2 protein-coding genes are annotated in these 14586 nt (G+C 73.7%); both read left to right on the top strand.

The window, feature by feature from the left end:
- Positions 1-4768 (top strand): type I polyketide synthase (locus CHF15_RS42245; protein WP_143681776.1); only part of this gene is annotated, 4768 nt, incomplete at its 5' end.
- A gap of 101 nt (positions 4769-4869) precedes the next feature.
- A complete protein-coding gene (locus tag CHF15_RS42250; protein WP_089229267.1) occupies positions 4870-14508 on the top strand; it encodes a type I polyketide synthase in 9639 nt (3212 codons plus the stop codon).
- Positions 14509-14586: the final 78 nt, after the last annotated feature.

A 14586-nucleotide genomic window follows, 5' to 3' on the forward strand; every position in this document is an offset into this window, starting at 1 on the left:
GGACGCCCGCCGCAACGGTCACCAGGTGCTGGCGGTGGTGCGCGGTTCGGCGGTGAACCAGGATGGTGCGAGCAATGGTCTGACGGCGCCGAACGGTCCGTCGCAGCAGCGGGTGATCCGGCAGGCGCTGGCCAATGCCCGGCTCACCGCGGCCGAGATCGACGCGGTGGAGGCGCACGGCACGGGCACGACGCTGGGTGACCCGATCGAGGCGCAGGCGCTGCTGGCCACCTATGGCCAGGAGCACAGTGACGAGCAGCCGCTGTGGCTGGGTTCGATCAAGTCGAACATGGGTCACACGCAGGCGGCGGCTGGTGTCGCGGGCATCATCAAGATGGTCATGGCGATGCGGCACGGGGTGCTGCCTCGGACGCTGCATGTGGATGAGCCCAGCCCGCACGTGGACTGGTCGGAGGGCGCGGTCTCCCTGCTGACCGACCAGATGGACTGGCCGGAGACCGGCCGTCCGCGTCGCGCCGCGGTGTCGTCGTTCGGCTTCAGCGGCACCAACGCACACGCCATCATCGAACAGGCCCCCGAACTCGCTCCCGCACCCGCGCCCGCACAGCCGCAGGAACCGGAGCGGCCGACCGGCCCGCTTCCCTGGACGCTTTCCGGGAAGTCCGTCGAAGCCCTCCGCGAGCAGGCCGCACGCCTGCGGGCGTTCGCCCTCGACAACGCGGACGTGACCCCGGCCGACATCGGCTGGTCCCTGGCCACGACACGCACCGCGCTGGACCGCCGCGCGGTGGTCGTCGCGGAGGACCGGGCTGGATTTATTGCGGCGCTCGAAGCGCTGGCGGCGGGAGAGCCCGCCGCAGCGTCGGCGCAGGGCTCGCCCGTGGCGGGGAAGGCGGCCTTCCTCTTCACCGGGCAGGGCAGCCAGCGCCTCGGCATGGGCCGCGAGCTGTACGCCACCTACCCCGTGTTCGCGGACGCCCTGGACGCGGTCTGCGCGCACCTCGACATCCCGTTGAAGGATGTGCTGTTCGGGGACGACGCGGACCTCCTCGACCGGACGGAGTGGACCCAGCCGGCGCTGTTCGCCGTCGAGGTCGCGCTGTTCCGGCTGCTGGAGAGCTGGGGCGTGAAGCCGGACTTCCTCTCCGGCCACTCCGTCGGCGAGATCGCCGCCGCGCATGTCGCCGGGGTGTTGTCCCTGGTGGATGCCTGCACGCTGGTCGAGGCTCGCGGGCGGCTGATGCAGGCGCTGCCTTCCGGCGGCGTGATGATCGCGCTGGAGGCGGCCGAGGACGAGGTTCTGCCGCTGCTGGACGAGCGCGTGAACGTCGCGGCCGTCAACGGGCCCCAGGCCGTGGTCATCGCGGGTGACGAGGACACGGCCGCGGCCGTCGTGGAACTGTTCCCGGACCGCAGGTCGAAGCGTCTGGCGGTCAGCCACGCCTTCCACTCGCCGCACATGGACGGCATGCTCGACGCGTTCCGCGAGGTCGCCGAGGGCCTGACCTACGCCGCCCCCCGGATCCCGGTCGTGTCCAACCTCACCGGTGCCGTCGTGACCGACGAGATGGGGTCCGCGGACTTCTGGGTCCGGCACGTCCGCGAGGCCGTCCGCTTCCTTGACGGCGTCCGTGCCTTGGAGGCCGCCGGCGTCACCACGTACCTCGAACTCGGCCCCGACGGCGTGCTCTCCGCCATGGCCCAGGACTGCCTGACCACCGAAGGGGCGGCCTTCGCCCCCGTCATGCGCTCCGCCCGCCCCGAGGCCGAGACCGTCACCACCGCGCTCGGCCACGCCCACACCCGGGGTATGGCGGTCGACTGGCAGGCGTACTTCGCGGGGACCGGCGCCCGCCGCGTCGACCTGCCCACCTACGCCTTCCAGCGGCAGCGCTACTGGCTGGAGGCGCCCGCGCACGCCCTGAGCGGGGACGTGACGTCCGCGGGCCTGGGCAGCGCGGACCACCCGCTGCTCGGTGCGGCGGTCGAGCTGCCCGACTCCGACGGGTTCCTCTTCACCGGCCGGATCTCCCTGCGCACGCACCCCTGGCTGGGCGACCACAGGGTCGCGGGCGCCGCGCTGCTGCCCGGCTCCGCGCTCGTCGAACTGGCCGTGCGGGTCGGGGACCACGCGGGCTGCGACCTGCTGGAGGACCTGACGCTCGAGGCGCCGCTGGTGCTGCCCGAGACCGGCGGCGTGCAACTGCGGCTCGCCGTGGCAGAGTCCGACACGGCGGGGCGGCGTGCCTTCCAGGTGTACTCCCGCCCGGAGGAGGCGGCGTCGGACGAGCCGTGGACCCGTCACGCCGGCGGAGTCCTGACCGTCGCGAACGAGGGGACGGCCGGGGCGGAAGCACTGGTGGCATGGCCGCCGGCCGGGGCCGAGCCCTGCGACACGGACGAGCTGTACGCGTCCTTCGACGCGATGGGGTTCGGGTACGGTCCGGCGTTCCGCAACCTCCGGCGCGCCTGGCGGCTCGGCGACGAGGTCTTCGCCGAGGTCGCCCTCACCGACGAGGACAGGGCGGAGGGCGCGCGGTTCGGGCTCCACCCGGCCCTGCTGGACTCGGCACTGCACGCCGCCGGCCTCGGGGACTTCTTCCCCGGCGCCGAGCCGGGCGCCCGCCTGCCGTTCGCGTGGGACACGGTGCGGCTGCACGCCGTCGGCGCCTCCGCCTTGCGGGTGCGCATGACCCCGGCCGGCCAGGACGCGGTCTCCCTGCTGATCGCGGACGAGACGGGGCAGCCGGTGCTCACCGTCGGCTCCCTCGTCCTGCGTCCACTGGCCCTCGACGGGCTTCCCGGCGGGACGGGCGGCACGAGCGGACCGGGCGGTGCCGTCCGCGACAGTCTGTTCCAGGTGGACTGGCCGGTCCTGCCGCTGCCCGAGGACGTGCCGCCGCCCGTCGGTGGCCGCTGGGCCCTGCTGGGCGCGGACCCGCTCAAGCTGGGTGCCGTCCTGGACGCACACAACGTCCACCCCGACCTGGCGTCGCTGCGGCAGGCGCTCGACCAGGAGGCGGACACCGCCCCGGACACCGCCCTCGTCACCCTGGCCCCCGACCTCGCCACTGCCGGTGGTCTCACGTCTGCCGCGCACGACGCCGTCACCGCCGCACTGGAGCTCATCCGGTCGTGGCTGGCCGACGAGCGGTTCGCCGCCTGCCGACTGGTCCTCGCCACGCGCGGCGCGGTCGCCGTGGACAGGGACGAGGACGTCGAGGACCTGGCGCACGCCGCCGTCTGGGGCCTGGTCCGTTCCGCGCAGGCCGAGCACCCGGGCCGGTTCGTGCTGGTCGACGTCGACTCCGAGGACGCGTCGCTGCGGGCGCTGCCCGCGGCGCTCGGCACCGACGAGACGCAACTCGCCGTCCGCGACGGTGTCGTACGGGCACCTCGGCTCGCACGTGCCGTCACCACCCCCGCGCAGCCGGACGACGCCCCCTTCGACCCGGACGGCACCGTCCTGGTCACGGGCGCCGGCGGCACCCTGGGCGGACTCCTCGCCCGGCATCTGGTGGACGTGCACGGGGTGCGGCGCCTGCTGCTGGTGAGCCGGCGGGGCGGCGCGGCGGAGAACGCCGCGGAGCTCACCGCGCAACTCCGCGCATCAGGTGCCGAGGTGGCATGGGCGGCGTGCGACGTGGCCGACCGTGACGCGCTCGCCGCCGTACTGGCCGCTGTTCCCGCGGAGCGTCCGCTGACGGCGGTCGTGCACGCCGCGGGCGTCCTGGACGACGGAACCGTGGAGGCGCTGACCCCCGACCGGGTGCGGCGCGTCCTGCGGCCCAAGGTCGACGCCGCATGGCACCTGCACGATCTGACCCGGGACCTCGACCTGTCTGCGTTCGTGCTGTTCTCCTCCGCCGCCGGTGTCTTCGGCAACGCCGGACAGGCCAACTACGCGGCGGGCAACACCTTCCTCGACGCCCTCGCCCAGCACCGCAGGGCGCGGGGCCTGCCGGCGGTCTCGCTGGCCTGGGGCCTGTGGGACGACGAGGCCGGCATGGCCGGGACGCTCGACGCCGCCGAACGCAGGCGCCTGAGCCGGGGGAGCATGCTGCCGCTCTCCTCGGCGGAGGGCCTCGTGCTGTTCGACGCCGCCCTGCCGGGCGCGGCCGCGGCCGGGGAGCAGGGGACCGCGTCCCTGCTGGTGCCGGCCCGCCTTGACCTGGTCGAGCTCCGCAGGACCCTCGGCGACTGGACACCGCCGCTGCTGCGGGGCCTGCTCCGCACCACCGCGCGGCGCAGGGCGAGCGACACGGCGACGCCGAACCCGGACTCGCTCGCGCAGCGGCTCGCCCAACTGCCGTCCGCCGAGCGTGACCGGGTCCTCCTCGACCTGGTCTGCACACAGGTGGCCCAGGTCCTCGGCCACAGCGGATCCGCCGCCATCGAACCCGGCAGCGCCTTCAAGGAACTGGGCTTCGACTCGCTGACCGCGGTGGAGCTGCGCAACCGGCTCGGAGCGGCTTCCGGGCTGAGGGTGCCCGCGACGCTGATCTTCGACTACCCGACCCCCGAAGCGCTGAGCGGCCACCTGCGCTCCGCGCTGTCCCTCGACGACGACGGGCCGTCGGTCCTCGGCGAACTGGACCGCCTGGAAGCGGCCTTGGGCGCGTCCGACACGGACAGCGTCACGAGCTCGCGGATCACGATGCGTCTGCAGGCCCTCCTGGCCAAGTGGAAGGACGCACACGAGACCGGCGGCACGACCCCCGACGGTGCCGACAACGACGGCGACCTCGAAACGGCAACCGACGACGAGCTCTTCGACCTGCTCGACGAGGAACTCGGCTCCTCCTGACCCACCCCCCCGCGCCACCGGAGAGACCCGGCCGGGCGCGCCGCCCCCGCCCGGACGACGACCGACCGGAACGACCGCCTCTGAGGCATGGAGCCCACGCAATGGAGAACGAGGACAAGCTTCGCGACTACCTCAAGCGGGCGACCGCCGACCTGCGCCAGGCCCGCAGGCGGCTGCGCGAGGTGGAGGAGAAGAACGAGGAGCCCGTCGCCATCGTCGCGATGAGCTGCCGCTACCCCGGAGGCGTGCGCAGCCCGGAGGACCTGTGGCGGCTCGTCGCCGACGGCGAGGACGCCATCTCCGCCTTCCCGGTCGACCGCGGCTGGGACGTCGAGTCGCTGTACGACGCCGACCCCGACAGCGCCGGATCCAGCTACGTCAGCGAGGGCGGTTTCCTGTACGACGCAGGCCGCTTCGACCCGGCTCCCTTCGGGATCTCGCCGCGTGAGGCGCTGGCGATGGATCCGCAGCAGCGGTTGCTTCTGGAGACGTCGTGGGAGGCGTTCGAGCGGGCGGGCATCGACCCGTCCTCGCTGCGCGGCAGCCGGACGGCCGTCTTCGCGGGCGTGATGTACCACGACTACACCGCTCGCCTCGACTCCGTCCCCGAGGGCGTCGAGGGTTTCCTGGGCACCGGAAGCTCCGGCAGCATCGCCTCCGGCCGCGTCGCCTACACCTTCGGTCTCGAGGGCCCGGCCGTCACCATCGACACCGCCTGCTCGTCCTCGCTGGTCGCGCTGCACCTCGCGGTGCAGGCGCTGCGTGCGGGGGAGTGCTCGCTCGCCCTGGCCGGCGGCGTGACCGTCATGGCCACCCCTTCGACGTTCACCGAGTTCAGCCGGCAGCGGGGTCTCGCACCTGACGGGCGCTGCAAGCCGTTCGCGGCTGCGGCCGACGGCACGGGCTGGGGCGAGGGCGTGGGCATGCTGCTGGTGGAGCGGCTGTCGGACGCGCGGCGCAACGGTCACCCGGTGCTGGCGGTGGTGCGGGGTTCGGCGATCAACCAGGACGGTGCCAGCAACGGCCTCACGGCCCCCAACGGCCCGTCCCAGCAGCGGGTCATCCACCAGGCGCTCACCAACGCGCGTCTGTCGGCGTCGGATGTCGACGTCGTCGAGGCGCACGGCACCGGCACCACGCTCGGCGACCCCATCGAGGCGCAGGCCCTCCTCGCCACGTACGGGCAGGAGCACACGCCCGAACAGCCTCTGCTGCTCGGCTCGATCAAGTCGAACATCGGTCACACGCAGGCCGCGGCCGGTGTCGCCAGCATCATCAAGATGGTGTTGGCGATGCGGCATGGTGTGGTGCCGAAGTCGTTGCACGTGGACGAGCCGTCGCCGCATGTGGATTGGGCGTCGGGTGCTGTGTCGTTGGCGTCGGACGCGGTGGTGTGGCCGGAGTCGGGGCGTGTGCGGCGGGCGGGTGTGTCGTCGTTCGGGTTCAGTGGGACGAACGCGCACGTGATCGTGGAGCAGGCGCCGGAGGCCGAGGCCGAGCCTGAGGCGGCGGAGTCTCCTGCGGGCGACCTCGCGGTGGTGCCGTGGGTGCTGTCGGGCAAGAGTGCGGCGGCGTTGCGGGGTCAGGCGGAGCGGTTGTCCGGCTGGTTTGAAGGTGCGGCTGGTTCGGCGTCGGTGGCCGATGTGGGGTGGTCGTTGGCGTCGTCGCGGGCGGCGTTGGAGCACCGTGCGGTGGTGCTGGGTGACCATGCGGCGGGGTTGTCGGCGGTGGCGCAGGGTGTGCCGGCGGCGGGTGTGGTGACCGGGCGTGTCGTCGGTGGCAAGACGGTGTTCGTGTTCCCGGGTCAGGGCTCGCAGTGGGTCGGTATGGCGGCGGAGCTGTACGACTCGTCGCCGGTGTTCGCGGCGCGGGTGGAGGAGTGTGCGCGGGCGCTGGAGTCGTTGACCGGCTGGTCGCTGGTGGATGTGCTGCGCGGTGTGGAGGGTGCTCCGTCGCTGCAGCGCGTGGATGTGGTCCAGCCCGCGTTGTTCGCGGTGATGGTCTCCCTCGCGGAGGTCTGGAAAGCGGCCGGCGTGCGTCCGGCGGCGGTGATCGGTCATTCGCAGGGTGAGATCGCGGCCGCGTGCGTTGCCGGGGTCCTTTCGCTGGAGGACGCCGCCCGCGTTGTCGCGCTGCGCAGTCAGGCGATCGGCCGGGTGCTGGCCGGTCTGGGCGGCATGGTGTCGGTGGCGCTGCCGGCCGAGCAGGTGCGGGAGCGGATCGCTGCCTGGGGTGAGGAGCGCATCTCCGTCGCCGCGGTGAACGGGCCCTCCTCTGTGGTGGTGTCCGGTGAGGTCGAGGCGCTGGACGAACTGCTGGCCTCCTGCGAGACCGATGGGGTGCGGGCGCGCCGGATCGCGGTGGACTACGCCTCCCACTCCGCCCAGGTCGACCTGCTGCGCGACGAACTCGCTGAGTTGCTGGCGCCGATCACCCCTCGTGATGCCGAGGTGCCTTTCCTGTCGACGGTGACCGGCGAATGGGCGTCCGGGCCTGAGCTGGATGGCGGTTACTGGTTCCGCAACCTGCGTCAGACGGTGGAGTTGGAGCAGGCGGTTCGCACCCTGCTGGAGCAGGGCTTCGGGGTCTTCGTGGAGTCCAGCCCGCACCCCGTGCTGACCATCGGTCTTCAGGAGACCGTCGAGGACGCGGGCCGTGAGGCGGCCGTCCTGGGTTCGTTGCGCCGTAACGAGGGCGGTCTGGAGCGGTTCTGGCTGTCGTTGGGCGAAGCCTATGTCCACGGTGCGTCCGTGGACTGGCAGGCGGTGTTCGCCGGGACCGGCGCGCAGCGCGTCGACCTGCCCACCTACGCCTTCCAGCGCGAGCACTACTGGCTGGAGAGCGGAACCCCCGAGGCGGCCGGTGTTGTCGCTCCTGCCGACGGCGTTGAGGCGCGCTTCTGGGAGGCCGTCGAACGCAACGATGTGGCCGCCCTCACGGCCGAGTTGGACGTGGACGGCGACCAGGCGCTGACCGCGCTGCTCCCGGCGCTGTCCTCGTGGCGCCGGCAGAGCCGTGAGCAGTCGACCGTCGACGGCTGGCGCTACCGCGTGACGTGGAAGCCGGTGCCCGACCCCGCCTCCGCCCGCCTCACCGGCACGTGGCTGCTCGCCGTCCCCGACACGCTCACCGGCCCCGACGCGCAGTGGGCGGCCGCCGTCGAGCGCACGCTCACCGACCGCGGCGCCGACATACGGCGGGTCGCCGTCGTCGAAAGCGGCGACGACATGCGCGCCGATCTCACCGTACGCATTCGCGAAGCACTCGCCGACGAGCCCGCCGTGTCCGGTGCCGTCTGCCTGTCGACGCCCTCCGGCGCCGCGGCCGGCAGTGTCGTCACCGTGCTCGCCGTCGTCCAGGCACTGGGCGACGCCGAGGTGACCGCGCCCCTGTGGTGCGTGACCCGCGGCGCCGTCGACGCCCGCCGCTCCGAGCGGCTGGAGAACCCGGCGCAGGCCGCCGTGTGGGGTCTGGGCCGGGTGACCGCGCTGGAGCACGGCGAGCGCTGGGGCGGCCTGGTGGACCTGCCCGGCACGGACGACGTGGACGACCGGGCCCTGGCCCGGCTGGCCGGCGTACTGGCGGGCGACGCGGCGGAGGACCAGGTCGCGGTGCGCCCGGGCGGCCTGTTCGCGCGCCGCCTGGTCCGTGCGCGGCTCGCCGAGACCGACGTGGTCCGTGAGTGGCGCCCGCGGGGCACGGTGCTGGTCACCGGCGGCACGGGCGCGCTCGGCGCACATGTCGCCCGCTGGCTCGCGTCCAACGGTGCCGAGCACCTCGTGCTGACCAGCCGCCGGGGCATCGACGCTCCCGGCGCCGCTGATCTGCGCGACGAACTGACCGCGCTGGGCGCCGGGGTGACCGTCGCCGCCTGCGACGTCGCCGACCGGGACGCCCTCGCCGCGCTCCTCGACGCCGTCCCCGTCGACCGGCCCCTGACCGCCGTCGTGCACACCGCCGCCGTCCTCGACGACGGCGTGATCGAGGCACTGAGCCCCGAGCAGGTGGAGGCGGTGCTGCGCGTCAAGGTCGACGCGACGCTGCACCTGCACGAACTGACCCGCGACCTGGACCTGTCCGCGTTCGTGCTGTTCTCCTCCTTCGCCGCGACGTTCGGCGCGCCCGGCCAGGGCAACTACGCACCCGGCAATGCCTTCCTGGACGCGTTCGCCGAGTACCGCCGGGCGGCCGGCCGGCCCGCCACCGCCATCGCTTGGGGTCCCTGGGGCGACGGCGGTATGGCGGAGGGCGCGGTCGGCGACCGGATGCGCCGCCACGGCGTCATCGAGATGGACCCGGAGCGCGCCGTCTCCGCGCTCCAGCACGCGCTGGACCGGGACGAGACGACGCTCACCGTCGCCGACATGGAGTGGAAGCGCTTCGTCCTCGCCTTCACCTCCGGCCGGTCCCGGCCGCTGCTGCACGACCTGCCCGAGGCGCGCGCGGCCGTCGAGACGATCCGCGCCGACGCGACCGAGGGCGCCGGCGACGCCGGCGAACTCGCCCGGCGGCTCGCCGGACAGCCCGCGGCCGAGCAGGAGCGGCTGCTCCTCGACCTCGTCCGCACCGCCGTCGCCGCGGTGCTGGGCTATGCGGGGCCCGAAGCGGTCGAGGCCGCCCGTGCGTTCAAGGAGCTCGGCTTCGACTCGCTCACCGCGGTCGAACTCCGTAACCGCCTCGTCGCCGCCAGCGGTCTCAAGCTCCCGCCCACCCTCGTCTTCGACTACCCGTCGGCCACCGTCCTCGCCCGGCATCTGCGCGAGGAGATGTTCGGGCGGGACGGGGAAGGGGCGTCCGCCGGCCCGACGCCCGGGGCCGCGGTCCTGGACGCCGAGCCCGTCGCGATCGTCGCGATGGCCTGCCGTTTCCCGGGCGGTGTGCGAACCCCGGAGGAGCTGTGGCAACTGCTGGCCTCCGACGGCGACGCGCTGTCCCGGTTCCCCTCCGACCGTGGCTGGGACGTCGAGGCGCTCTACGACCCCGACCCCGACGCGCAGGGAACCTCGTACACCCGTGAAGGCGGGTTCCTGTCCGGCGCGGCCGACTTCGACTCCGGGTTCTTCGGGATCTCGCCGCGTGAGGCGCTGGCCATGGACCCGCAGCAGCGTCTGCTGCTGGAGACCTCCTGGGAGGCCTTCGAGCGCGCCGGCATCGACCCGCAGACCCTGCGCGGCAGCCAGGCCGGCGTCTTCGTCGGCACCAACGGCTCGGACTACGCGGAACTCGCCCGCACCGCGACCGAAGGCCTCGAAGGCCATCTGGCCACCGGCAGCGCCGGCAGCGTCGTCTCGGGCCGCATCTCGTACACCTTCGGCCTGGAGGGCCCGGCGGTCACCGTCGACACGGCCTGCTCCGCCTCGCTCGTCGCCCTGCACCTCGCCGTCCAGGCGCTGCGGGCGGGGGAGTGCTCGGTGGCCCTGGCCGGCGGCGTGACGGTCATGTCGACGCCCGGCACCTTCATCGAGTTCAGCCGCCAGCGGGGACTGTCCACGGACGGCCGCTGCAAGGCGTTCTCCTCCGACGCCGACGGCTTCAGCCCCGCCGAGGGCGTCGGCATGCTGCTCGTGGAGCGGCTGTCGGACGCGCGGCGCAACGGTCACCCGGTGCTGGCGGTGGTGCGGGGTTCGGCCATCAACCAGGACGGCGCGAGCAACGGCCTCACGGCCCCCAACGGCCCGTCCCAGCAGCGCGTGATCCGGCAGGCCCTCGCCAACGCGCATCTGTCGGCGTCGGACGTCGACGTCGTCGAGGCCCACGGCACCGGCACCACGCTCGGCGACCCCATCGAGGCGCAGGCCCTGCTCGCCACCTACGGCCAGGACCGCCTCGAAGGCCGTCCCCTGCTGCTCGGCTCGATCAAGTCGAACATCGGCCACGCCCAGGCCGCCGCCGGCGTCGCGGGCGTCATGAAGATCGTGCTCGCCATGGAGCACGGCGAGCTGCCGCGCAGTCTCCACATCGCCGAGCCCACCCCGCACGTCGACTGGACCGCGGGCGAGGTCGACCTGCTGACGGAGGCCAGGCCGTGGCCGGAGACCGGCCGCCCCTGGCGTGCCGGAGTCTCGTCGTTCGGGTTCAGCGGCACCAACGCGCATGCCATCATCGAGCAGGCACCCGCCGTCACCCAGGGGTCCGCGCAGGAGACGACCCCGGAACCGGCGCCGACACCCCTACTGGCCGGGGTGACCCCTGACGGTTCCCCGTCGGGCCCGTCGGCCGCCCTGCCGTGGACCCTCACCGCGCGGACGCCGAAGGCCCTGCGCGGCCAGGCGGAACGCCTCCTGACCCATCTCGCCACCCATCCTGACCTGCGGCTTGTCGACGCTGCCTGCTCTTTGGCCACGACCCGCGGCGCGCTGGCCGAGCGCGCTGTCGTCGTCGGTCGCGAGCGCGCCGACGTCGTCACGGCCCTGACGGCCCTCGCTGCCGGGGAGACCTCACCGCACCTGGTGCAGGGGTCCGCGATCGGGGGAAGGACGGCGTTCGTGTTCCCCGGACAGGGGTCGCAATGGGTAGGCATGGCCGAGGGGCTGTTGGACGCTTCTGCGGTGTTCGCTGCCCGGGTGGAGGAGTGCGCGCAGGCGCTGGAGCCGCTGACCGGCTGGTCGCTGGTGGACGTGCTGCGTGGTGTCGAGGGCGCTCCGTCGTTGGAGCGCGTCGACGTCGTGCAGCCTGCGTTGTTCGCGGTGATGGTGTCGCTGGCGGAGGTGTGGAAGGCGGCCGGCGTGCGTCCGGCTGCCGTGATCGGTCATTCGCAGGGCGAGATCGCGGCCGCGTGCGTTGCCGGGATCCTTTCGCTGGAGGACGCCGCCCGCGTTGTCGCGCTGCGCAGTCAGGCGATCGGCCGGGTGCTGGCCGGTCTGGGCGGCATGGTGTCGGTGGCGCTGCCGGCCGAGCAGGTGCGGGAGCGGATCGCTGCCTGGGGTGAGGAGCGCATCTCCGTCGCCGCGGTGAACGGGCCCTCCTCTGTGGTGGTGTCCGGTGAGGTCGAGGCGCTGGACGAACTGCTGGCCTCGTGTGAGGCGGATGGGGTTCGGGCGCGCCGGATCGCGGTGGACTACGCCTCGCACTCCGCGCAGGTCGACCTGCTGCGCGACGAACTCGCTGAGCTGTTGGCGCCGATCACCCCTGGCGAGGCCGAGGTGCCGTTCCTGTCGACGGTGACGGGTGAGTGGGTGTCCGGCCCTGAGCTGGACGGCGGTTACTGGTTCCGCAACCTGCGGCAGACGGTGGAGTTGGAGCAGGCGGTACGAACCCTGCTGGAGCAGGGCTTCGGGGTCTTCGTCGAGTCCAGCCCGCACCCCGTGCTGACGGTCGGGCTGCAGGAGACGGTCGAGGACGCAGGTCGTGAGGCGGCCGTCCTGGGTTCGTTGCGCCGTAACGAGGGCGGTCTGGAGCGGTTCTGGCTGTCGTTGGGCGAAGCCTATGTCCACGGTGCGTCCGTGGACTGGCAGGCGGTGTTCGCCGGGACGGGTGCGCAGCGCGTGGACCTGCCCACCTACGCCTTCCAGCCGCAGAGGTTCTGGCCCGAGATCACCGCGAACCCCGATGCCGACGTGCCGGTGGAGAACGAGATCGACGCCCGCTTCTGGGAGGCCGTCGAACGCGAGGACCTCGAGACGATCACCTCGGAACTCGCTGTCGACGCCGACCAGCCGCTGACCGCGCTGCTTCCGGCGCTGTCGTCGTGGCGCCGGCAGAGCCGTGAGCAGTCCACCGTCGACGGCTGGCGCTACCGGGTGACGTGGAAGCCCGTACCCGAGCCCGCCACGACGCGCCTCACCGGCACGTGGTTGGTCGCCGTCCCCGACACGCTCACCGGCACGGAAGCGGAGTGGGCGGCCGCCGTCGAGCGCACGCTCACCGAGCGCGGGGCGCAGGTGCGTACCGTACGGGTCGAGCACGGCACGGCCGACCGCGCACAGCTGACGGCAACCCTCAAGAGCACGCTCGACGACGCCACACCCAGCGGCGTCCTGTCCCTCCTCGCCCTCGGCGGCACACAGGCCCCGCTGCGCGGGCACAGCGGACTGCTCACAACGGCCGCCCTGGTCCAGGCACTCGGCGACGCGGAGGTGACCGCGCCCCTGTGGTGCGTCACCCGCGGCGCCGTCCCCACCGGCCGCTCCGAGCCGGTGACCGATCCCGCGCAGGCGCTGATCTGGGGCTTCGGCCGTACGGCCGCCCTGGAGCACCCCGACCGCTGGGGCGGCCTAGTCGACCTGCCCGGCACGGACACCGCCGACGACCGTACGCTCACCCGCCTCGCGGGCCTGCTGGCCGGGGACGGCGCGGAGGACCAGGTCGCGGTCCGGACCTCCGGAGTCTTCGTGCGCCGGCTGGTCCACGCGCCCGGCGCCGACGCACCCGCCGGAAAGGCCTGGAACCCCCACGGCACGGTGCTGGTCACCGGCGGTACGGGCGCGCTCGGCGGGCACGTCGCCCGCTGGCTCGCGGGCAACGGCGCCGAGCACCTGGTGCTGACCAGCCGCCGCGGCATCGACGCCCCCGGCGCCGGCGACCTCCGCGACGAACTGACCGCGCTCGGCGCCGAGGTGAGCGTCGCCGCCTGCGACGCCGCCGACCGGGACGCGCTCGCGGCGCTGCTCGACGCGATCCCCGCCGACCGGCCCCTGACCGCGGTCGTCCACACCGCCGGTGTGCTCGACGACGGCGTCATCGACGCGCTCACGCCCGAACGGTTCGCGACCGTGCTCGCCCCCAAGGCGGAGGCGGCGCTCGCCCTGCACGAACTCACCCGCGACCTGGACCTGTCCGCGTTCGTGCTCTTCTCCGGAGTCGCCGGCACGCTCGGCGACGGGGGGCAGGGCAACTATGCCGCGGCCAACGCCTATCTGGACGCGCTCGCGGAGCAGCGGCACGCCGAGGGGCTGGCCGCGACGTCCGTGGCATGGGGCCGCTGGGGCGACAGCGGACTCGCCGCCGGCGGCGCGATCGGCGAACGTCTCGACCGGGGCGGCGTGCCCGCGATGGCGCCGCGTTCCGCGATCCGCGCTCTGCGGCAGTCCCTCGACCTGGGCGACGTGACCGTCGCGGTCGCCGACATCCAGTGGGAGCGGTTCGCGCCCGGCCACACCGCCGTGCGGCCGAGCCCGTTCCTGTCCGACCTGCCCGCGGTGCGGCGGCTGGCGGAGGCGGCCCGTTCCGGTGGGGCGGACGGCGATCCGGCCGGTGCCGGTCTCTCCCCGGCGGAGGCGCTGCGCCGCCGCCTGGAGGTCATGCCCCGGGCCGAACAGGGCCTGGCCGTCGGCGAGCTGGTCCGTATCCACGCGGCCGCGGCCCTCGGTCACCCCACCACCGACGAGGTCGGCGCGCAGCGCGCGTTCAAGGAACTCGGCTTCGACTCGCTCATCGCGCTGGAACTGCGCAACCGGCTCAACGCCGCGACCGGACTGCGGCTGCCGGCCACCCTCGTCTTCGACCACCCGACCCCGGCCGCCCTGGCCGACTTCCTGCTCGGCGAGATCGTCCCGGACGGCGGCCCCGGCGCCGCCTCCGGCATCGCGGAGCTCGAGAAGCTGGAATCCGCGCTGTCCGTGCTCGACCCGGACGGCGCGGACGCCCCGACACGTACCGACATCGCGCTGCGTCTGCAGGCCCTCCTGGCGAAGTGGGGTGAACCGCACACCGATTCCCGTGGCGAGGCCGTGAGCGAACAGCTCCAGGAGGCCACGCCCGACGAGCTCTTCGCCTTCATCGACAAGGAGCTCGGGATTTAGCCGGCGGACAGCGGTCCGCGGACAGCAGGCAGCAGGCAGCAGGCAGCAGCAGCGCGAAGGTGTGACGAGAAGCATGGG

Origin of the sequence: Actinacidiphila glaucinigra, assembly GCF_900188405.1 — a bacterium.
Lineage (GTDB): Bacteria > Actinomycetota > Actinomycetes > Streptomycetales > Streptomycetaceae > Actinacidiphila > Actinacidiphila glaucinigra.

Excerpts from the sequence above, each read along its gene's own strand:
- CHF15_RS42250 (WP_089229267.1), top strand. The coding sequence starts at position 4,870 with ATGGAGAACGAGGACAAGCTTCGCGACTACCTCAAGCGGGCGACCGCC.